The organism is Chitinophaga polysaccharea (assembly GCF_007829335.1).
In the GTDB taxonomy this organism is placed as follows: Bacteria; Bacteroidota; Bacteroidia; order Chitinophagales; family Chitinophagaceae; genus Chitinophaga; species Chitinophaga polysaccharea_B.
On sequence record NZ_VIWO01000005.1, the window covers coordinates 81,850 to 104,675 of the forward strand.

Annotated in this window: 17 protein-coding genes; 9 read left to right on the forward strand and 8 right to left on the reverse strand. The window is 47.9% G+C overall.

Going from position 1 to position 22,826, the window contains the following annotated elements:
* The first annotated feature begins 156 nt into the window (after nt 1-156).
* Nucleotides 157-609 carry a YfhO family protein gene (locus tag FHW36_RS31075; protein ID WP_394349231.1) on the forward strand — a complete coding sequence of 151 codons (453 nt, stop codon included), beginning with the start codon at nt 157-159 and terminating at the stop codon, nt 607-609.
* Nucleotides 610-681: 72 nt separating this feature from the next.
* On the opposite strand, the gene FHW36_RS17335 is transcribed toward FHW36_RS31075, so the two are convergent.
* The 6 genes from FHW36_RS17335 to FHW36_RS17360 form a co-directional block, all read right to left on the reverse strand.
* Nucleotides 682-1,434, reverse strand: coding sequence for a glycosyltransferase family 2 protein (locus FHW36_RS17335; RefSeq protein ID WP_145670837.1), 753 nt, complete (start codon nt 1,432-1,434; stop codon nt 682-684).
* On the reverse strand, nt 1,431-2,687 hold the full coding sequence (locus tag FHW36_RS17340; RefSeq protein ID WP_145670838.1) for a glycosyltransferase: 1,257 nt from the start codon (nt 2,685-2,687) through the stop codon (nt 1,431-1,433). The genes FHW36_RS17335 and FHW36_RS17340 overlap by 4 nt, the downstream gene beginning before the upstream one ends.
* A 3-nt stretch (nt 2,688-2,690) precedes the next feature.
* Nucleotides 2,691-3,689 (reverse strand): polysaccharide deacetylase family protein, encoded by a 999-nt coding sequence (locus tag FHW36_RS17345; protein ID WP_145670839.1) that lies wholly within the window; start codon nt 3,687-3,689, stop codon nt 2,691-2,693.
* Nucleotides 3,690-3,712: 23 nt separating this feature from the next.
* Nucleotides 3,713-4,405: a methyltransferase domain-containing protein gene (locus tag FHW36_RS17350; RefSeq protein ID WP_145670840.1), complete on the reverse strand. Its 693-nt coding sequence runs from the start codon at nt 4,403-4,405 to the stop codon at nt 3,713-3,715.
* Nucleotides 4,398-5,336, reverse strand: coding sequence for a glycosyltransferase (locus tag FHW36_RS17355; RefSeq protein ID WP_145670841.1), 939 nt, complete (start codon nt 5,334-5,336; stop codon nt 4,398-4,400). The genes FHW36_RS17350 and FHW36_RS17355 overlap by 8 nt, the downstream gene beginning before the upstream one ends.
* A gap of 89 nt (nt 5,337-5,425) precedes the next feature.
* Nucleotides 5,426-6,097, reverse strand: coding sequence for a C40 family peptidase (locus tag FHW36_RS17360; protein WP_145670842.1), 672 nt, complete (start codon nt 6,095-6,097; stop codon nt 5,426-5,428).
* A gap of 81 nt (nt 6,098-6,178) precedes the next feature.
* Between FHW36_RS17360 and dnaE the strand changes: the two genes are divergently transcribed.
* The 8 genes from dnaE to FHW36_RS17400 all read left to right on the forward strand — a co-directional run bounded on the left by dnaE (nt 6,179) and on the right by FHW36_RS17400 (nt 20,634).
* Nucleotides 6,179-9,820: a DNA polymerase III subunit alpha gene (gene dnaE, locus FHW36_RS17365; protein WP_145670843.1), complete on the forward strand. Its 3,642-nt coding sequence runs from the start codon at nt 6,179-6,181 to the stop codon at nt 9,818-9,820.
* A gap of 746 nt (nt 9,821-10,566) precedes the next feature.
* Nucleotides 10,567-12,126: an autotransporter outer membrane beta-barrel domain-containing protein gene (locus FHW36_RS17370; RefSeq protein ID WP_145670844.1), complete on the forward strand. Its 1,560-nt coding sequence runs from the start codon at nt 10,567-10,569 to the stop codon at nt 12,124-12,126.
* Between the two features lie 38 nt (nt 12,127-12,164).
* The gene (locus FHW36_RS17375; RefSeq protein ID WP_145670845.1) at nt 12,165-14,462 is read left to right on the forward strand and encodes a beta strand repeat-containing protein; all 2,298 of its coding nucleotides are present in this window, start codon (nt 12,165-12,167) and stop codon (nt 14,460-14,462) included.
* Complete coding sequence (locus FHW36_RS17380; RefSeq protein ID WP_145670846.1) at nt 14,462-16,066, forward strand: T9SS type A sorting domain-containing protein; 1,605 nt, start codon at nt 14,462-14,464, stop codon at nt 16,064-16,066. Before FHW36_RS17375 ends, FHW36_RS17380 begins: the two co-directional genes overlap by 1 nt.
* A 233-nt stretch (nt 16,067-16,299) precedes the next feature.
* Nucleotides 16,300-16,617 (forward strand): thioredoxin, encoded by a 318-nt coding sequence (gene trxA, locus FHW36_RS17385; RefSeq protein WP_133810785.1) that lies wholly within the window; start codon nt 16,300-16,302, stop codon nt 16,615-16,617.
* Nucleotides 16,618-16,759: 142 nt separating this feature from the next.
* Nucleotides 16,760-18,898, forward strand: a complete 2,139-nt coding sequence (locus FHW36_RS17390; RefSeq protein ID WP_145670847.1) for a M43 family zinc metalloprotease — start codon at nt 16,760-16,762, stop codon at nt 18,896-18,898.
* Nucleotides 18,895-20,076 carry an aminofutalosine synthase MqnE gene (gene mqnE / locus FHW36_RS17395; RefSeq protein WP_145670848.1) on the forward strand — a complete coding sequence of 394 codons (1,182 nt, stop codon included), beginning with the start codon at nt 18,895-18,897 and terminating at the stop codon, nt 20,074-20,076. Before FHW36_RS17390 ends, mqnE begins: the two co-directional genes overlap by 4 nt.
* A gap of 12 nt (nt 20,077-20,088) precedes the next feature.
* Complete coding sequence (locus tag FHW36_RS17400) at nt 20,089-20,634, forward strand: DUF192 domain-containing protein (RefSeq protein ID WP_145670849.1); 546 nt, start codon at nt 20,089-20,091, stop codon at nt 20,632-20,634.
* Between the two features lie 98 nt (nt 20,635-20,732).
* On the opposite strand, the gene FHW36_RS17405 is transcribed toward FHW36_RS17400, so the two are convergent.
* Together FHW36_RS17405 and FHW36_RS17410 are read right to left on the reverse strand one after the other, a co-directional pair.
* Nucleotides 20,733-21,110, reverse strand: a complete 378-nt coding sequence (locus FHW36_RS17405; protein WP_145670850.1) for a GreA/GreB family elongation factor — start codon at nt 21,108-21,110, stop codon at nt 20,733-20,735.
* A 15-nt stretch (nt 21,111-21,125) separates the two neighbouring features.
* Complete coding sequence (locus FHW36_RS17410) at nt 21,126-22,691, reverse strand: FMN-binding glutamate synthase family protein (protein ID WP_145670851.1); 1,566 nt, start codon at nt 22,689-22,691, stop codon at nt 21,126-21,128.
* Between the last annotated feature and the right edge of the window lie 135 nt (nt 22,692-22,826).

Here is a 22,826-nt window from a genome sequence, read left to right on the forward strand (position 1 = left end):
AAAAACAATATGCATGTGATGAACATGCTCAATACCAAGTACTTTATTGTACCGGATCAGAAAACAGGGCAACCCATCGCACAGCGCAATCCCGACGCTTATGGTAATGCCTGGTTTGTAAAAGATATCATCTGGGCGCCCGATGCCAACACCGAAATGAAAACGCTAGATTACCTGAATACCCGCGATTCTGCGGTGATCGACAAGCGCTTCCAGGCACAGGTAGGCAACTTTAAACCGGGAGCCGACAGCAGTGCAGCCATCAAGCTCACTAAATACGGACCTAACCAGCTCGAATATACGTCGCACAACTCCCAGGAAGGCTTCGGCGTATTCTCTGAAATCTATTACCCTGCCGGATGGGAAGCATCTATCGATGGCAAACCGGTAGATATCATCCGCACCAACTACGCCCTGCGTGGATTTAAAATCCCAGCCGGTGATCATAAAATTGAGATGAAGTTTGCACCTAAAACATTCTTCACCGGTCTTAAAATTGCCGGTACCACCTCTACCCTGCTACTTTTACTGGTAGTATTGATATTTGGATGGGAGTTTTACCAGCAGATGAAAAGAGAAACCGTGCCGGCACCAGAAAAGAAAAAATAAATACCTTACTAATATGAAAAAGGCCTGAGCAAAATGGTTCGCTCAGGCCTTTTTTTATGGTAGCAGATAATGTTAGTACCGCTTTGAAAAAATATAGCGCAACCCAATAAACAGGTGATGTGCAAAGTTGGGAATATGCCCATAATACCGGCTCAATATCTTATAACGTTCCTTCCAGGCCAGCTGCTGATGCTGCTTGGAAGTGCCTCCCACCCGGAAGCGCGCTACCACCTGGTGAGTATTACATATTTTTTGAGACGCCTTCAATGTACGGATCATCCAGTCGATATCCGCGCATACCCTATACTGCAAATCATACAAGGGGCTTAAACTGCGACGGATAATATAGGCCTGGTGCGACACCACCATGCCATGTTTCAGGCTTTTCCAGGTGAGCTGATCCGGTACTTTATGCGGCGTTTGTTCAGAGCGTAAGCCAATGTCTACCCCATTTTCATCCATAAACATGGCTTCTCCGTAGTATACATCGGCATGTGCACAGACGGCAAACATGTTGGCGACTACAGTATTGTCGGCCAATACATCATCAGCATTGAGAAACAACAGGTAATCACCAGTGGCCAGCTGTATTCCCTTGTTCATGGCATCGTACAGTCCCTTGTCCTTTTCTGAAAGCACGGTGGCAATACGGGAACGGTATTTTTCAATCACGTCCATGGTATTGTCGCGGGAGGCGCCATCAACAATGATATATTCGATATGCGGATAGGTTTGCGACAGCACGCTTTGAATGGTACTTTCAATAAATTTTTCCGCGTTAAAACATACGGTGATAATACTCAACACCGGGGAAGCTGCACTCATGTATTAGTTATTTGCGGTGATGCTATCACCGATTCAAACAAATGATAATATTGTTCGGCTACTACCGGCATACTGAAATGCTGTTCGGTATGCACCCTGGCTGCCTGGCCAAATTGGCGGCAGGTAGCCGGATCACGCAACAGCGCCAGTGTTCTGGCGGCAAACTGTTCATGCTCTCCTGGCGGTATCACATAGCCCGTGCGGCCATCGATCACTATTTCCCGGCAACCACCTACATCAAAGGTAATACAGGCCGTTTCACAGCTGCCGGCTTCTATCAGTACATTGGGCAGGTTGTCGGCCTTGGTTGGATAAAAGAAGATATCGCTGGCACTATAGCACTGCATCATTTTGACAGTATCCTTCACATAACCAGTATACACACATTGGAGATGCCTGAAAGTGCCGGGCAAACGGTCATTTCCTATCATCAGCAGATATACCGGGCTGTCGAGCTGCGCATCCAGCAAGTGCAGGATTTTAAGTAGTTCCGCTCCTCCTTTAAACTCGCTGGCAAATAAACGCTCGGATACGAAGGTGATCACCGGTGCATCGGCAGGGAGTCCCAGCAATTGCCGGGAAGCGGCCTTGTCCTGCGGCCGGAAATACGCCGTATCGATCGGGTTGGGGATATGATATAAAGGCTTTTCCCGGGTCAGCGGGCTTTCCCGGGTCATGTGGTACAGCCAGCTGGAAGGCGACACAATGTGCAGGTTGCTGGCGGCGTACAGCCGTTGCTTTCTTTTAATGAGATAGTTGCCATTGGGTAATCCCATATAAGGCGCATGCTTGTGCTCATTTTTCCCCGCCTTGCCTGTCTTCCAGGAGGTATCGCCGAAGCTGTGGGCGGCGCTCCCGGTGAGCGCCCACATATCATGCAGCGTCCACACTACCGGCGCTATGGCTGATAAACGGGGCAGTATGGAAGCATCAAAATATCCCCCGTGGATATTGTGCAAACTGATAATGTCTGGCTTAAAGGCGGCGGTATACCCCAGGATAGCCGGGGTGGAAAACGGGAAGTATAAATATTGCAGCCCTACGCGGTTGGTGAGTACATTGATACCCCGCTCTATTACGTTGCGCACCGTTCCCGGACGTGTCGCGGTTACCTTTGGAGATGAAGTGCGATGGGTGCCTACCAGGAAATGATTATCGGTATGGTAATATTCCTCCAGGCCGGTGGCAATGCGTTGTGCTGCAATGGCCGCTCCTCCGCTATTTTCATATTTATTGATAAAAAGTACTTTCACGGGCTAGTATTTAAAGAACTGTCGCATATGCGCCTGGAATACGTCCAGTGGCCAATCCCTTACTAATATGCGGGGCAGGGCATATGGATTGCTCCAGCTATGTACCTGTCCGTAATAGTTGGCGGTTACCAGCTGTAATCCCAGCGCTTTACAGGCTTTGATGCTATCTGCATTATAGTAGCGTTTAGTGCCCAGGAACTTGCGGCCGCCGAAAGGATAGGAAAAGTGTACCTGGGGTGTACCCAGCACGCCTTCCAATATCTCTTTAGACATGCCTATTTCGGTGTATTGTTCTTCGTAGCTGAGCATGCCCACAGCTGGATGCCGGTGGGTATGGCAACCGATGGTGGCATAATCTGCATTGCCCATAGCTTTCACTTCTTCCCAGGTCATTAACCGGTGCGAAGGGCGGCCGGTGGCCGATTTACCCGACCAGTCGTACAGCTGTTGCATAACGGCTTCTATGACCGCAGGTTTACAAAAACGTAGTACCTGTTGCAGGGCATAGTACGTTTCGCGTATAGCCGTGAGCGTGCCGGTATTATATTCCCATTTCTTTCCGTCAATATCTACTGTTAATGTCAGCGGTAGTTGATCGGCAGTCAATAAGATGCGCTCCAGGTCGTCCCACCACAGCTCAAAGTTGGTATTGATTTTAGAAGTAGTGATATAAAACAGTGCCGGCACCTGCTCCTGTTGCAGTAAGGGCAGGGCTTCGTGGTAGTTGTCGGCATACCCGTCGTCGAAGGTGACAAATACCGAGCGCTCCGGGAATGCTTTTTTATTTTTTACGTGATAGAGAAACTGATCTGCGTCCAGTACGTTGTAATCTGCCGCCAGGTGTGCCAGTTGCGCCCGGAAGTTGGCAGGGGTTACCACCAGTTCCTGTGGGTCCCGCTCCAGGGTAGTTACCCGGTGGTATAACAGGATGACAGCCGGGCGTTGCACTTTGTTGGCTACATAGTGTGCGACAGCAAATATTTTTTGGCTCAGGTTTCCCATCAGTGATATAACTTTTATGGTGTTTACGCCTTCCTCGCTCTCACGGCAATGATAATAGGATATACGGGGTCCTGGTAGTCCAGTTCTTCCCGCGTAAGTTCTTCTGCTGCCAGGCCCTGCAAAATAGCCGTACAGGTAAGTACGTTGCCATAAGCGGTGACTTCCACATTGTCTTTTCCAAAAATTTCTCCGAATACTTTTTCGGCCGACTGGGTGGTAAACCGCCAGTAGTCACCCCAGCGGGCGGCGTCGTAGGCAGATACCTGGGTAGCGCCCCCTAAGGTAGCCAGCAATACCCCACCGGGCTTTAGCAGGTGCCAGGCGCCGGCAATGGCCGTTTTAAAATCGTAGATAAAGTTGAAAGTCTGGGTACAAATGAAGCAATCGATCTGGTTGGCAGGCAGCGAGGCGGTATTGGTCAGATCTCCCACGATGGTGACGTTTGTGCCGGGCTGCACATGTAATACTTCAAAACTGGTAACCTGGCTGCCAAATTGTTTGGAATAACTGCTTTCCGCAATCTCCAGCACATGACCGTGAATATCAGCGCGGTGGGCTTCCAGGAAAGCGGCAATATAGTGGCGGTCCACAGGGGTGCCCCGATCGAATCCAAATTTGGTAGACATCGGTTGCAATCTCCTCAAATTATCCCACTGTACCGGCGACACTACGTCCCGCTTCAATTTCCTGAATATATTCCGAACTGTTTTAAGCATGGCCCGTTATTTTTTTCCAGTATTTTTTAAGTCTGTTTTTAATCTTCGCGGAAATGGTCATACCCGCATGATATCTCAGGAAGCGGGCAAACACTTTTTCCATCGCGAGGTTATTTTCTACCGGGATATCCGTTACCGGGATTTCATCCTGGTAGATCTCCGTATACAACCAGTCTTCTTCTTTATAGTGATGCGTGGCCGAGGCCACATTACCATCGTGCCGTACCAGCGATTTTACCGGGTAAAGCGTGAGCATATCATGCAGATAAGCAGCGCCTCTCCAGCGAATAGCCCAGGAACTTACTTTTCCATGCTTATGCTGGTGCAACATGCGAAAAAAAGGATAAGCGCCCCAAAAGTCAAAAGCCCGTTTCAATCCTTTTTCCCGGATGCCGGCAATCACTTTATCGGTATCTCTTTCAAATTTATCCCAGGCCCTGGACCAGGTACCCCAGCCTAAACTTCCCGGATCATGCACCAGGAAGGTGCTATGGGGATAGTTGGCCGGCATGTTAAACGGGTACAGGTACCCGTGTACCGCCAACAGTTTTTCGTCCTTTTCGTATTTGGTCAACGCATCGTTCATGTATTGCAGGAAGTGGGGCGATACCGTGAGGTCGTCTTCCAGTACAATGATCTTACCATGTTTGGCAATTACTTCCGTAACCCCATCAATCACGGCGGTGGCCAGTCCTTTGTTCTTTTCAGCTTCGTATACCACCACTTTACCGCACCAGGGCTGGCTATGCACAATATCTCTCACTTCCTGTATCAGCTGCCGCTGTTCGGGACTGGCGCCGGCTTTGGGCCCATCACAATAAACATACAGTGTACTCTCCGCCGCTTCTTTATTCTGTTGCAGGTGCTGCAGGGTATTCCGTGTGAGTGCTGGCCGGTTGTAGACAAATAATACGATGGGAGCAAATTCCATAATGCCAAAGGTACTGCACAGAGCAGCAGATTAAGTTTAAACGGTAAAAATCGTATAAAATTAACAATAAAACAAATGTGTTGAAGTGGCTACAGTCGCCCGCCGCCGGCAAAATACTTCTTCCAGTAAGGTTCTTTCAGATCGCTGATCATCACGCCATTGCTGGTAGAGGCATGTACAAATTTGTCGTTTTCCAGGTAGATCCCTACGTGAGAAATACGTTTATGGTGTATTTTGAAGAATACCAGGTCGCCTTCATGCAGGTCATGTACCGGCAATCGTTTCACCTGTGTAAAAAGATTAGTGGAATTACCGGTCAGCCCCATTTGAAAGACGGTATTCATGAGAGTATTTACAAAGCCGGAGCAGTCAATACCATCTCTGGTTTTCCCGCCCAAACGGTACGGGGTTCCCCACCATTCTTCGATAAAATTATACAATTTGTAATTCAATACATCTTCTACCGGTACATCGAGCAGCTGTGCATATTTGAATTGCCAGCTCTGTGCATTTTCCAGGTTGGCACTGCCCCTGGTAATGTTTTTGCTGATGCTGATATCCCTGTTGTTATAGTTGTTGGTGTTGTGTGTATGGCGATTGGTAGCAATGCCGTCTATAAATTCAACACGGTGGTTGTTATTGGCAGAAGCGGGTGTGGTAGTGGTTTTCCTGGTGGTACTCTTTTTTAGTGAAGCGCAGGAGGTAAGTGACAATGCACAAATCGATACCTTCACAATAAGATGTCCCTTTACTCTGATCATAAGCTCTGGCTAAATTTTCGCTAAAATGCAAAGAAAGCCTTTTTTCCCGTATTTTTGTCGCTTGACGAAAAAGACTAGCAGATGATTTTTTCCCACTTACACGTTCATACCCAATTCTCATTACTGGATGGTGCCGCAGATATCAAGTCACTGTATAAAAAGGCCATGGCTTCCAATCAGCCGGCATTGGCCATTACAGACCACGGTAATATGTTTGGCGCATTTCAGTTTGTGGCAGAAGCATATAACAATAAGTTAAACCCGGCCGATCCCAAAGATAAAAGACTGAAAGTAAAACCGATTGTAGGATGCGAATTTTACGTGGTAGACAACCGCCATAAACGTGCCTTTACAAGAGAGGAAAAAGATATACGGTATCACCAGGTATTGCTGGCCAAAGATGATGAAGGTTATCGCAACCTGATCAAGCTTTGCTCGCTGGGCTATATGGAAGGGTTATACGGTAAATATCCCCGTATCGATAAGGAGCTGATATTGCAGTACCACAAGGGGTTGATTGCCACTACCTGCTGCCTGGGCGCCTCCGTTCCCAAAACCATTATGCGTCATGGCGAAGAGGCGGGTGAAAAAGAATTCCGCTGGTGGCTGGATATTTTTGGAGATGATTTTTACATAGAAATGCAGCGCCACGGTATTCCGGAACAGGACCAGGTAAATGCCGTATTATTGCGTTTTGCAGAGAAATATAATGTAAAAATCATTGCCTCCAACGACTCCCACTACGTAGACCAGGCCGATGCCAACGCACACGACATCCTGCTTTGTATCAACACCGGTGAAAAGAAAAGTACCCCTACCAACAAAGAATTTTCGGATGACGAATCAGCGGTAAAAAACCGCCGCTTCGCTTTCTATAACGACCAGTTCTATTTCAAGACCACGGAAGAAATGACTAAGCTGTTTCATGATCTTCCCCAGGCCATTGACAATACCAACGAAATCGTAGACAAGGTGCAGCTGTTGGATCTCAAAAGAGATATCCTGCTGCCCAACTTCCCTATCCCCAAAGAATTTATTACCCAGGACCAGTACCTGCGCCATATCACCTATGAGGGCGCCCGCAGCCGGTACCTAGAAATGACCGCCGATATTGAAGAACGCATCAACTTTGAATTGCAGGTAATCGAAAACATGGGGTTTGCCGGTTACTTCCTCATTGTGGCCGACTTCATCAAAGCCGGGCGCGAACTGGGCGTATTCATAGGCCCGGGACGTGGTTCCGCCGCCGGTTCGGCAGTAGCCTATTGTATTGGTATCACCAATATAGATCCCATCAAATACAACCTGCTGTTTGAGCGTTTCCTCAACCCGGAACGTAAGAGCATGCCCGATATTGATACGGACTTCGATGATGAAGGCCGTCAGAAAGTAATTGACTACGTAGTTCAGAAATATGGCCGCAACCAGGTAGCGCAAATCATTACCTACGGTACCATGGCGGCTAAAATGAGTATCAAGGACGTAGCCCGCGTAATGGACCTGCCCCTCGTGGAGTCCAATATCCTGGCCAAGCTGGTACCCGATAAGCCCGGTATACAGCTGGATCGTATCTTCAATGCCCCGCTGGAAGGGGAAAAAAGCCTGGCCGATAAGGAAGGCCTGGCAGGGGAAGATATTGAAAACGTGAAAAAACTCCGGGAGCTGATCAAAGGGGAGGATTTACAGGGAGAAGTGCTCCGTGAAGCCTGTGTACTGGAAGGATCGGTGCGAAATACCGGTATCCACGCGGCGGGTATCATCATTGCCCCGCAGGACCTGTACGACCTGATCCCGGTGTCGACCGCGAAAGACTCCGACCTGCTTGTTACCCAGTTTGAAGGTAGTATCATTGAATCGGCCGGCGTAATCAAGATGGACTTCCTGGGGTTGAAAACCCTTACCATCATCAAGGGCGCCCTGGAAATGATCCGTCAAAACCATGGTATCAGCATCGAAATTGATAACATCCCGCTGGACGACGCCAAAACCTATGAACTGTATCAGAAAGGCGAAACCAACGCCACGTTCCAATTCGAGTCGCCCGGTATGCAGAAATACCTCCGGGAGCTGAAGCCCGATAGGTTCGACGACCTCATCGCTATGAACGCCTTGTACCGGCCGGGACCGCTGGAGTATATCCCTTCCTTTATCCGCCGTAAACATGGCCTGGAGCCCGTACAATACGATATTGCGGAAATGGAGGAATACCTGAGCGATACCTACGGTATCACGGTATACCAGGAGCAGGTGATGTTGCTGAGCCAGAAGCTGGCTAACTTCTCCAAAGGTGATGCGGACGTACTCCGTAAAGCCATGGGTAAAAAGCAGATTGCCGTACTGAATAAGATGAAGGCGCAGTTTATGGAAGGGTGCGCTAAAAATGGCCACGATCCAAAGGTTTGCGAAAAAGTGTGGACCGACTGGGAAGCGTTCGCCTCCTACGCGTTCAACAAGTCGCACTCCACCTGCTACGCCTTCGTAGCTTACCAGACCGCTTATCTGAAAGCGCACTACCCTTCCGAATACATGGCTGCCGTGCTCAACTGTGCCAGCAATATTGAAAAGATCACCTTCTTCATGGAAGAATCCAAACGCATGGGTATCGACGTATTGCCACCCGATGTGAACGAGTCTTTCAAAGGTTTTGCCGTGAACAAACAGGGACAGGTACGTTTCGGTTTGGGCGGTCTGAAAGGCGTGGGTGAAGCGGCTATCGAAAACCTGCTGGAAGAGCGTAAAAAAGACGGTCCTTTTAAAAATATATTCGACTTCATCAAGCGCGTAAACCAACGTGCTGTCAATAAAAAATCGCTCGAAGCCCTGGTGATGTCCGGCGCTTTCGATAGCTTCCCGGAACTGCATCGTGCCCAGTATTTTCACAAACCGGATGGCGACAACCTTACCGGCCTCGACAAAATTGTAAAGTTCGGACAGCAAGTGACTGCTGGTTCATCCAACATAGGCAGCCTCTTTGGCGCCGATGAGCTCCCGGATGTAGAGCCCCCTAAAATTCCGAACTGCGACCCCTGGCCGCTGATCATGAAGCTGAACAACGAACGGGATATTACCGGTATCTATATTTCCGGCCACCCCCTGGACGATTACCGCTTTGAACTGAAACACTACCATATGAATACCGTGCAGGAACTGGTAGAATATCAAACGGAGATTGCACAGCCCGGCGGCACCGGTGGGCGCTCCAGGGAACGTAATTTCCGCCTGGCAGTGTACATCACCAGCGCCCAGGAAAGGATTTCCCGCAATAACCGCCAATTTGGGGTAATGACTATTGAGGATTATACCGGCAAATTTGAGTTTGCCCTCTGGAGTGAAGACTTTATCCGCTTCGCCCCTTACCTCAAACCAGGCCTCTGTCTCTTTATCAATGGTGGTTTCAAATCCAAGCGCTTCAATGATAATGAATACGAGTTCAAAGTAGGTAGCATACAATTGTTGCAGGAAGTAAAGAAAACGCATACCAAACAGGTGTACCTGAATACGATGCCCAAGTTCCTTAACAGGCCCACCGTCGACTTCCTGGTAGACAATGTGAACCGCTTCCCGGGCAATAGCGTACTACATGTGCATCTCACCGATCGTGACGATAACACGCACGCCAAACTGCATACCTTTAACCGGAATATAGAAATGAATGATGAACTGGCGGTGTTCCTCAATAAACAACCGGATATAGATGTGTATATAGAGATTGTGAACAAATAAGTATCGACAATTCCTAGTTATAATAGCAGCGGCAGGAGGCTCTCCTGCCGCTTTTGTTTATCGTTGATAGACCCCGGCAATCCCCCGTCCAATAAGGTAAAATATACCCTTTATACCATTTGGCGCTGAATCCATTATACGTTAAACCGGGAAATAAGAACTTTCCCGGTTTTCTTTTGACAATTGGCCAAAATATTTTCTCTACATAAAAAACCTGTTTTATCTTTAATTAAGAAGAATACACACAATAAGTATCTCTGTTTTACGTTAGCTGGCAACGTTGATAGAGAGTAACTAACCGAATACTTTAAACTACTCCTCGATACCTTCTGATAGTTGGATCATTCTTATCGCATATTTTAACCACCTCTTGTGAGAGCATTTTAATGGCGAGTTGTATTACCTCATAACCATCGACGCATGTGTCCTACAGGATATGCATCTCTCCATCTAAAATCCGTTTAGAATTAGGTCGTATTACTATTAACCGCAGCACATTGATTCTATATTTATGCATCCCCAGATGATGCTATAGCCCTTCATTGTCCACGGCAATAAGTAATCCCCCCTTTTCAGTACCAAAAAACATACATCATATTTTCTTCCAGCATGGTTGCGTAACCAACTAATTGGCTATTAACTAAACTATAATTATTTGATTCGATAACAGGGTGCCGTCAGGCGTCCAGGTAACAGCTGTTTGCGCTTCTCAATCATTTTATCAATTACCTATCAAAACAAAAGTCATGAAGTGTAGAATTTTTACGGTGATCTTGTTCTTATTAAGCACCTCCGCAGCGTTTGCGCAGTTAAAGGTAGGTTCTAATCCCAGCCAGATCAACAAATCCTCCATACTGGAACTGGAAAGCACCCGTCAGGGTCTTTTACTGCCGAGGATACCGGGCGCGAACCTCACTGCCGCACCACTCAATACTGCTCCAGACGGTATGATCATTTATGTTACAGATTCTTCCAGCCTCTTTATCCGGAAGAATGGCTTATGGCAGAAAATGTCGGTAGACAGTGTGGCCAACAATGGCAACTGGAATACCATTGGTAATGCCGGCCTGGACTCCAATAAAAATTTCATCGGAACTATTGATCAGCAAGCATTGGTATTCAAAACAGGCAATGCTGAAAGAATGCGTTTATCTGCCAACGGCAATATTAAAGTGGCTGCAGGTACAATCCCTGCCGGCACCAACCAGTTGCAGGTAATGGTGATAGACCCTGTCACAGGTACGCTCCTGCAACGTACCATGGCTGCTTCTGCCTTCAATAACGCCATTGTATCATTAAACGGGTTAAGAGATACTGTACAGACATTTGCGATCGACAGCACTGCGGCAAAAGATTTCTCCATTACTTCCACCAATGGTGTACATACTTTCAACATTCCCACTCAAAGTGGTACTGGTGCTACGTCTCGTGGTTTCTTATCTTACAACGACTGGCTGCGGTTTGATTCATCCGCAAGGTTCCAGATACTGCACACTTTATTTTCTACTGCACCAGACCCCAATGGTATTAGTGTGAATAATGGTACGCTGACACTGCATGCCGCCGATGCCACTAATCCTGGCGCTGTTTCAGCAGGCGACCAAACCTTTGGTGGTAATAAAACTTTCCAGAACAATGTGCATGTCGTTCAAAATGCCACTATAGATGGTAACGTAGTACTGACCAATATTAATAGTGCTGCACCCACCGACAGCAATAATGTACTGCTCCGCCGAACAGACGGTACAGTTGTAAAAAGACTGCTGAATGATAATGCCTTTAAAACACTGGTCATCGGCAAGAGCCCTGGTACTGTAAATGATATCAATATCGATAGCAGCTCGGCTACACAAACCGTGATCAACGTTCCTGATGCCTCCACTACTGTAAGAGGGGTCATCAATCTCCTGAGCGGCCAAACTTTTGCAGGTTACAAGAGCTTCCGCGATTCGCTGGCAGTAGGCGTTGCAGAAGGTACCAAGGCTAATTCCAGCTTCCAGGTGGTTGGCTCCATGGCTACCAATCTGACCAAAGTAACCAGCAACTATGCTGCCACCGCAGGCGACAACACCATCCTCGCAGATGCCACCGGCGGCGCGCTTACTATCACTTTGCCCAGTCCCAGTACTATTGCTGGCCGTATTTATACCATCAAAAAAGTAGGCAGCGGCGGCATTGACAAAGAAGTCACCATCGCGACCACTGGCGGTACTATAGACGGATCCAGTAATTACATCATTTACAACGACTGGACCTTTGTTACCATACAAACAGATGGAACAGACTGGTATGTGATTAAGAAGTAGCGGTTTCTCCCACTTCTCTCATCATTCAACTAGTTGCTATGAAAAGCATATTTCATTTCCCCCTGCTGGCGGTGTTAGTATTGTTATTTCCTTTGTTTTCAGTTGCGCAACAACTGAAACTGGGTAGTAACCCCAGCACCATCAATAAGGCTTCCGTATTGGAACTGGAAAGTAAAAACCAGGGATTATTACTTACCAGGATTGCAGATACAACAGTAGCCCCTTTGACTACTGCGCAAGACGGCACCCTTCTCTTTTACAAAGGAGATAACAGTTTGAGGGTACGTAGTGCCGGCGCCTGGAAAAAAGCTTTGTTTGCGGTTGATACGATTGATATAGCCAACTTCAGCGTGAAAGTGAGGAGCCTGTTCTCCGGAACGGCTCCTATCACTTACAACAACGGCGTAATCGGTATCAGCCAGGCTTCCACCAGTACAAATGGCTATTTAAGCAGTGCGGATTGGAATACTTTCAACAACAAACTGTCTTCCATCGATACTACCAACATTGCGAATTTTAGCGGGAAAGTGAGGAGCCTGTTCTCCGGAACAGCTCCTATCACTTACAACAATGGCGTAATTGGTATCAGCCAGGCTTCTGCTACTACTAATGGTTATTTGAGCAGCACTGACTGGAATACTTTCAACAACAAACTGTCTTCCATCGATACCACCAACATTGCGAATTTTAGCGGGAAAGTGAGGAGCCTGTTCTCCGGAACAGCTCCTATCACTTACAACAACGGTGTAATTGGTATCAGCCAGGCGTCTTCCACTACTAATGGTTATTTGAGCAGCACTGACTGGAATACTTTCAACAACAAACTGTCTTCCATCGATACTACCAACATTGCGAATTTTAGCGGGAAAGTGAGGAGCCTGTTCTCCGGAACAGCTCCTATCACTTACAACAACGGTGTAATCGGTATCAGCCAGGCTTCTGCTACTACTAATGGTTATTTGAGCAGCACCGATTGGAATACTTTCAATAACAAACTGTCTTCCATCGATACCAGCAACATTGCGAATTTTAGCGGGAAAGTGAGGAACCTGTTCTCCGGAACAGCTCCTATCACTTACAACAACGGCGTGATTGGCATCAGCCAGGCTTCTGCCACTACTAACGGATACCTGAGCAGCACTGACTGGAATACTTTCAATAACAAACTGTCTTCTGTCGATACCACCAACATTGCGAATTTTAGCGTGAAAGTGAGGAGCCTGTTCTCCGGAACAGCTCCTATCACTTACAACAACGGCGTAATTGGTATCAGCCAGGCTTCTTCCACTACTAATGGTTATTTGAGCAGCACCGACTGGAATACTTTCAACAACAAACTCTCCACTATTGATACTACCAACATTGCAAATTTCTACTTAAAAGTACGTTCATTGTTCAGTGCAGGAAGCGGGATTACCTATGACAAGGTTAACGGTACCATTTCTTTTTCAGGCTCCGTAGGCGGCTGGCTGTTGGGGGGCAATGGCGTAACCGCGGTACAAAACCTGGGTACCACCACCAATTTTGACTTACCATTTATCACCAACAACACCGAAAAAATGCGCATTAGCTCTACCGGCAGCGTAGGTATTGGCAGCAATTCATTTAATGCCACCAACCCCGAACGTTTGCTGGTAGACGGTGGGACCTCTACTTCGACTAACCTGATACGCGGACAGGGTAGCGTGAATAATAGTCTGGAAATGAGTATCACCAACAACCACGGTGGTCCGGGCGCCAGCGCAGATGTTGTGGCCTATGCCAACAACGGCAGCGCTACCAACAACTTCATTGATATGGGTATTAACTCCGCAGGTAATGTTAATAGCACCATCATAGGCGGTATCAATACGACATACTTATACGGTACCGGCGGCGACATGGTGATTGGCAATACTTCCACTAATAAAAACCTGATATTTATCTCCGGCGGAACCGCCAGTACCAGCGAAGCTATGCGGGTAGACGGGTCTGGTAACGTGGGTATTGCCAATGCTGCACCATCCGCTAAACTAGATGTAGGTGGCAATTTTAAACTAGGCGCCAGTGGTACTGTGGTTAGCGCTATGATTAAATCAAGCTTCTCCCTGTCAGACGCAACCAATATCACTGCTACTAATAGTCTCACTAAAACTGCTACTGTTACAGGCGCCAATGTGAATGCTTCCGTGATCGTAAATCCACGTGCCGCATTGCCACAGGGATTGGCCATTGCTTATTCCTTTATCAGCGCCGCCAACACCATTACCATCAACTTTATCAATACCGGCGCAGGTAGCGGCGGTAACCAGAAACTTGGCTCCATAACTTTTGACGTCACCATTATCAATCCCTGATGCGCTGGTTTACACTACATATGATCACCTGCCTCTTAACCGGAACACAGCTATGCCTGGCGCAAACCGGCGTATATGTTCCCCCTGGAGGAAATATCGGCGTGCATGCGCATGATACGGTAGCCATTTTCAGCGATGTAAAAAACGAGGGCCGGTTTGGTTCACTAAAAGGAAGTGTGATCAATTTTTACGGCAGCAAATGGGAAAACAGCAATGATGCTGCCTTACCGGATGAAAATGATTACAACAATACTCACCAATCAAATATGGGCGGCACTTTTCGCTTCCTGCAGGTAAAAGGTATTAACATAGGTGTCCAGCATATATACGGAGGCTATAGCGCCAGTGGGAGCACTGGCGCCAGCTTCCCCAACCTGAGCATCGGCAACAGCAATAATATTCACCTCGATGATTTAAGTGATCTGAAAGTACGCTACAACCTGAATTTTGAAACCGGCCGCCTCCTGTTGAATGGCTGGAACCTGGTGGTAGGCAACGGCGATCCGGGTACTATCACCGGCTATTCCAACAAAGCCTTTGTGGTAACTGGCAGTCAACCGGCCGGCGGTTTCCTTTTCAGAGAACAGGTTACTCCTGCCAATGATATGGTGGTATATCCCGTTGGCAGCACTACCGACAGCTACTCTCCCATAACAGTGAAAAGCAACAGCAGCGCGCCGAAAACCATCCAGGCCAGGGTATTCGATAACGTTTACCAATACGGTCTTTCAGGAGATATGAACACTTCCGGTTACACGCTAAAAACCTGGCATGTAAAACAGGACTCCGGCGCATTAAACAACGTCACCGTACTGTTACAGCACCCTGAAGAAAGTGAAACGCCTGCTTTTTCTATTAACCGCGACAGTAGCTATGTTACCCGCCTCGCAGGCGGCGTGGCATGGGATACCACGGCGCCTTCAGGAGTCGTTGCTCCGGGTACACTTACCACCGGCGCAGCTTTACGCAACAACTATATTAATAACAGAACATTCGGTGACGGCGGGGAAGTGAACACCTTCCTGTCGTTAGCCTCATTCAATAAAGTCACTTCCGATGTGGCGCTTTTCTTTGAAGCTTACCGCGAAACCATCCGTTGGGTGGGCACCCATTGGCGCACCACAAAAGAACTCAACCTGGATCACTATGAATTACAGCGTCACCGCGAAAATGAAGATAGTTTCTACACCGTGGCCCGGATTGCCCCGCATAGCCTGAACGGTACCAGCATTGGCGCGCTCGACTACAACTACCGCGATGATGATGAGTATGATAACTGGACTTACTACCGTTTAAAAATATACGGCCGGGATGGTAAAATCTTCTATAGCGCCATTAAAAAGGTACCATGGCTGATTGAAATCACCATCAGTCCCAACCCCAACAACGGTAACTTCACCGTAAACCTGGTGGGTATACATCATAAACTGCGCATGGTTACACACGATGTACTCGGCAGAGAACGGGATAACCGGCTACTCACCAGTAACCATACTTTCGTTTCCAAATCAGATCTGCCGGCTGGATTGTATATCCTGACATTCTATGATACAGAAGATTCCGACCGGGTAGTGATGACTGCTAAGATGGTGGTGGTGCATTAAACAAGCTGTCATGACATCTTTTCCGCCCTTTCCAGGCAATCTATTGTTGAAAACACGCTAATAATCACAAAATCACTACTTTTACACTCTGTTTAATCAATACCTGTATAGAGATAATCAATAAGTAGCGTGTCAAAAATGCAGTAATTTGCATTCGGATCAGGATTTGATGACTATTATACAAATTTGAAAATCAAAACAATCATTAATATACCTTTTTAAAACTTTTGAATATGGCTTTAGAAATCACAGATGCGAACTTTGAAACAGAAGTTCTGAATTCCGATAAATTAACTGTTATCGACTTTTGGGCAGAATGGTGTGGTCCTTGTCGCGCGATCGGTCCGGTTATCGAAGAATTGTCTAAAGATTACGCAGGTAAAGTAAACATCGGAAAAGTAAACGTGGACCAAAACCCACAGTTATCTATCAATTATGGTATTACCAGCATTCCGGCTATCCTTTTCGTAAAAGGCGGTCAGGTAGTTGACAAACAGGTAGGCGCAGTGCCTAAATCTGTGCTGGATAAGAAAATTCAGGCCAATATGTAATTTTTATAAAAACTGAGTGAAAAAGCGTTCCGGTATACACCGGGACGCTTTTTTTATTGACACCACTTTTCCGTATTCCTTTTTTCGCGACGTATACATTCGCAGATTCTTTCTCGTATCTTCATTCCCAAAACTTACCTTTTTGCGTTATTTCTTTATTATCCTGTTTACCTCTTTTTATGGCCTGACAGCGGTGGCGCAGCGGAAGTGCGGCACGGCGGAAGTCATACAACAACGTGTAAACGAAAACCCGCGATTGCTGCAGATTGTACAGCAAAATGAACGTCAGATGATGCTGGGGCAAGCCCAACGCGCTAAAGTAGAGGCCATCCCGCAAACGGTGTCTATCCCCGTGGTGGTGCATATTGTGCTCGATGATACCAGCGCGGTTACCTACAACCAGGTGCTCTCCCAGATAGATGTATTAAACCGTGATTATAATGCTGCCAATACCGATATCAGCCAGGTGCCGGCTGTATGGCAGCCACTCATTGGTAATACCCGTATTAACTTCTGCCTGGCCCAGCGCACGCCGGACGGAGAGCCTACCAGCGGCATCGTAAAGGTGAAAACCGCCGCTGGTCAAAGTTTTTCGATCAATAGTGGCGCTGCCGATGCCAAATATAACAGTACCGGCGGTTCTGATGCCTGGGACCATTCCAAATACCTCAACATATGGGTTACCCGCCTTTCCGGCAATTATCTCGGCGTGGCAGCTCCTCCGGGTACCGGCTTCCCCGAAGAACAGGAGGGCGTGGTGGTACACTACACGGCCTTCGGTACCACCGGCAGCGTAGGCAGGGTATATGACCTGGGCCGCACCTGTACCCATGAAATTGGCCACTATTTTGGTTTAAAACATATCTGGGGAGATGATAACGGCGGTTGTACCATTGATGATGGGATTGCCGATACGCCCCTGCAGGGCGATAATACCTATGGTTGCCCCACTTTCCCTAAACTGGATAACTGCACCACAGTGGCGCCGGGTGTGATGTTCATGAACTACATGGACTATACCGACGACGCCTGTATGCACCTTTTCACTGCCGGCCAGGTAGACCGTATGCGCTATGTACTGGAAAATATTACCGCTACCCTGATGACCTCCGATGGTTGCGTACCACCTATCCTGGTGGCCAACGACGCCTCGTTGGTCAGTATTGAAGCGCCTTCCGGTAAAATATGCGATACCCGTATTAACCCGGTGGTGACCATCCGCAACAGGGGCAGCCGCCCGCTTACTGCTGCTACCATCTGGTACCAGCTGAACAACGGCCCGCTTACCTCCTATCAATGGACGGGTAACCTGAACCCATTGCAACAGACCACAGCTACCTTGCCGCCGGCCAACGTGGCCATTGGCAGCTATAACCTGAAAGCCTATACGCAATTGCCCAACGGCGTAGCCGATGAAAATGTGAGCAACGATACCGCAAATATCCGCTTCCGTTACGATGCCGAAGCACGCCTTCCTTTCAAACAGGGCTTCGAAGACGATAGCTTCCCTCCTCCCGGATGGGACCTCTATAACCCCGACCGTAGCTTCACCTGGGAACGTAGCCGCGACGTAGGCAGGAACAGCAACGCCTCCGCACTCATGCGTAACCTGGGCTATAATACCAACGGGCAGGTAGACGACCTCATTACGCCGGTGCTGGATCCGCAAAACAGCGACTCCGTATTCCTGTTCTTCGATGTAGCCGCCGCCGTATACACTGACCCGGCTACCGCATCTCCTTCCAATCCCTGGGATACGTTACAGGTACTGGTAACCACCGACTGCCGCCAAACCGCCCAACTCCTCTATTCAAAATGGGGCGCCAACCTCATCACCCGGCCAAAAGCAGTTCAAACCGAATTTGTACCCACCGTCACCGAATGGCGCCGTGATTCTGTGGATCTGACCGCTGCTATACATCAATCAAAATTTCAAGTAGCCTTCAGAAATATCTCAAATTCAGAGAATAACATTTATATTGATAATATAAGAATTGTTACCAAAGAAGTGAACCCTACCCTGAGGGAAAAAGGCATTTTAGTGAATCCTAACCCCACTACCGGGGTAGTTTGGGTCACTTTTTACCAGGTGCCGGAAGACCTGGTACAGGTATCTATTTACAATGCCGCCGGACAGTTTATAATGAGCAGAATAGCTAAGGAGATAGGCATTGGGAACCGGCTGACCTTTAATTTGGTAAATGAGCCAAATGGTGTTTATTTTGTAAAATTAATTTACAGGAACAGGGCCAATACCATTAAATTAATGAAAGTAAGATGACGACGAGAAAAGATAATCCGGCAGTTCAAGCGCTCCTGCAGCAAGCCAACATAGATGCAGACATCAAACGCATTGCAGAGAAGATACTCCAGGCAGAAAGAATTACACCCGCAGAAGGGCTGATCTTATTCGAGAAAGGCGATGTAGGCCTGTTGGGCGCCTTAGCCAACCAGGTACGCGAGCGGATGCATGGCGATAAAACTTATTTCAACCGCAACTTTCATATAGAACCTACCAACGTTTGCGTTTTCACCTGCCACTTCTGTTCTTATTCCCGCCTGTATAAAAACCGGGAAGATGGATGGGAACTCAGCATAGACCAGATGATGGATATCGTAAAAAAATACGATAACCAGCCGGTAACAGAAGTACATATTGTGGGTGGCGTACATCCTAAAATGCAGCTCGACTTCTTCGTGGAGCTAATTCAAAAGATCAGGGCACATCGTCCGGATCTGCATATCAAAGGATTTACTGCGGTAGAACTGGATTATATGTTCCGCAAAGCGAAAGTGAGCATCGACGAAGGGATGCGCATCCTCAACGAAGCCGGTCTGCAATCCATGCCCGGCGGCGGCGCAGAAATCTTTGCCCCGGAAGTACGCGCGAAAATCTGTCACGATAAAGTAGATGCCGACGGATGGCTGGCCATTCACAAAGCCGCCCATCAACGCGGTATGCATACCAATGCTACTATGCTGTATGGCCACATAGAATCTTATGCCGACCGTATCGACCATATGGAACGCCTGCGTCAATTACAGGATGAAACCGGTGGCTTCAATACTTTCATTCCACTGAAGTTCCGTAATAAAGGCAATGATATGGCCAATATCCCGGAAAGCTCTATCGTGGAAGACCTGAAACTATACGCCGTAGCCCGTTTGTACATGGATAACTTCCCTCACCTGAAAGCCTACTGGCCTATGCTGGGAAGAAATACCGCACAGCTCACCCTCTCTTTCGGTGTAAATGACCTCGACGGCACCATCGACGATACCACTAAAATATACTCGATGGCAGGTGCGGAAGAACAAAACCCTTCCATGAACACCGCCCAGCTGGCCACCCTGATCAAACAGGCTGGCAGACGTCCGGTAGAAAGAGACACCGTTTACAACGAAATAAAGGATTATACCGAAGTTGTTTTTTCTGATGAAGAACTGCTCACCAAATAGTATTTCTATCTTATGCAACTACACCTTAAATGTATATTGATAGCCAGCTTATACGCTGCGGGTTGTCACCAGCAGGGAAGTAACAATGGCAGCAACAATACCGCTACTACGGAAAACAGCGCTGCTACTGCTACTACCACCCCTGACGTGGCCGGCGAAACCTCCAATGGGATTGCTTTCAAGAAACAGGGCGCCCTGGCTTTCATCGCAAAATCAGGTGCAGACACCCTGCGTAAAATTGATATACAGCTGGCCCAAACCGATGAGCAACGCGCCGATGGGCTGATGTACCGCAAATCTATGACGGACGGCCAGGGCATGTTATTCATTTTCCCCGATATGGAAGAAAGGGCCTTTTGGATGAAAAATACTTACATCTCCCTCGACATTATCTATATCGCAGATAATATGGAAATCGTGTCCATTCAGAAATACGCTACGCCCTTGTCGGAACAAAGTCTTCCTTCTTACAAAAAAGCGAAGTATGTGCTGGAAGTAAACGGCGGCTTCTGTGATAAATACCACATCGGTTATGGCGACAAGATCAGCTACCAATAAGTAATAATAACTTTTCTATAAAAGGAAGCCCCCGCACGAAGCGGGGGCTTTTTTTGCTCTATTGATACATATTTGATCGCTAACACTAATAGCTTCTTTTAAACTGCTGCCGCAGGCGTATTTACGACCTTCAGGATATGCAGCTGCGTTTTGCCCGCAGGTACCTCCCAGTCTATCACGTCACCGGCACTATAGCCCAACAAGGCAGTACCTATCGGCGAGAGAATTGATAATTTGCCCAGTTGTATATTGCTGGCGGCCGGCAATACCAGCTGAACGTTTCTTACGGCGCCACTGCGCTCATCTCTGAACTGCAGGGTGGAGTTTACCTGTACTACGTCATCCGGTACCTTACCTTTCTTTATCACTGCTCTGTCGAGCTCCTCTCTCAGCTTGTCGGAACCCGGTGCATGGTAGCACAGGGTTTTCAGGATGTCGTAATCATGTAGGGACACGATAATCTGTTTCTTTTTCATGATAACCGGTTTTTATCAGTTGTTTACAGATGGCCCCGGATAGAGCGCCGCTCCCGCTTTGCTGTTGTAATCCGGAGCATATATTTCTTCATAAGAGCGTACGTCCGTTCGGGTAATACGCCTGTAAAGTGCGGCTGGATTTACCTTGTCGGGGGAAGCAAAACCACAGGCCCCCATCAGTTCCGCCAGCGCATAAATGGTATTGCGGTGAAAGTTAGCCACCCTTACCTTTTTGTCTGCTACGTTAACGCCCTGGTACAGCGTTGGATCCTGGGTAGCTACGCCTACGGGGCAACTGCCGCTATCGCATTGCAAAGCCTGGATACAACCCAATGCCAGCATCATTCCGCGGGCACTATAACAGGCATCCGCTCCCATAGCCAGTACTTTCATAATATCGAAGCCGGTAATAATCTTGCCACTCGCCAGGATACGTACATGCTTTTTGAGCCCGTAGTGCCTCAGCATATTTACTACCAATGCCAGTGCGTCATACAACGGCATCCCGATAGAATCCGTGAATTCCAAAGGGGCCGCCCCGGTACCGCCTTCTGCACCATCTACCGTAATAAAGTCGGGGTAAATACCGGTATTAACCATAGCGGTGCAAATACGCTCAAACTCATCTGCGCGGCCTACGCACAGCTTAAACCCTACCGGCTTGCCTCCGGAAAGGTTACGTAATTGCTGCAAAAAGGCCAGCATCTCATACTCATTACTGAAGGCGGTATGGCCGGCTGGCGACAATACGCTTACCCCTGGCGTTACCTTACGGATCGCCGCAATTTCAGGGGTATTCTTAGCTGCAGGCAATACGCCTCCCTTGCCAGGCTTAGCGCCCTGGCTCAGTTTCAGCTCTATCATTTTAACAGCACCTTCCGCTGCCGCTTTTGTAAATACTGCAGGGGAGAAATTACCCTGCTCATCCCGGCAACCAAAGTAACCGGTACCGATTTGCCAGATCAGGGCGCCACCGTTTTGCAAGTGATAGGGACTGATACCTCCCTCGCCGGTATTGTGCGCAAAACCACCTAATTGTGCGCCCCCATTCAGCGACGCAATAGCTGTTTTACTCAACGCACCATAACTCATGGCGCTGATGTTTAGCAGGCTGGCGTTATAGGGCTGTTCGCATTGTTCATTGCCAATGGTTACCCTTAAATCCTCTGGTTTCACCTTCATAGGAAACGCCGTATGAGCGGCCCATTCATAACCCGGTTCATACATATTGTCCAACGCACCGAAGGCAACAGTTTGCTTTACATCTTTTGCGCGCTGGTATACCACCGCACGCTGACGCCTGCTGAAAGGCCTTCCATCGGTGTCGGATTCAAAAAAGTACTGCCGCATCTCCGGCCGGATCTGTTCCAGCAGGTAGCGCAAACGCCCGAGTAACGGGTAGTTACGCAATAAGGCATGCTTTCCTTGCAGCCGGTCGTAAATCGTTAACAGGCTCAATCCTACTGCCACGGGCAACAGGAACCAACCACTTAAATATCCACGGTAAAGGCTTGCAGCGACGCTCACATCCAGCAACAGGCATAAAAAATAAATTGCCCATCGCGCTATCCGATGATTCATAAAACTGATTTTATAAGATTGTTTTGGAAAAAATACTAGATGGAATAACACTACACAGCTACAGATGCAATGATTCCCCCGGGTACAACATTTTACAAGTTAAAAGTTGCCCGGGATTACGTGTTGAAGTCTTTG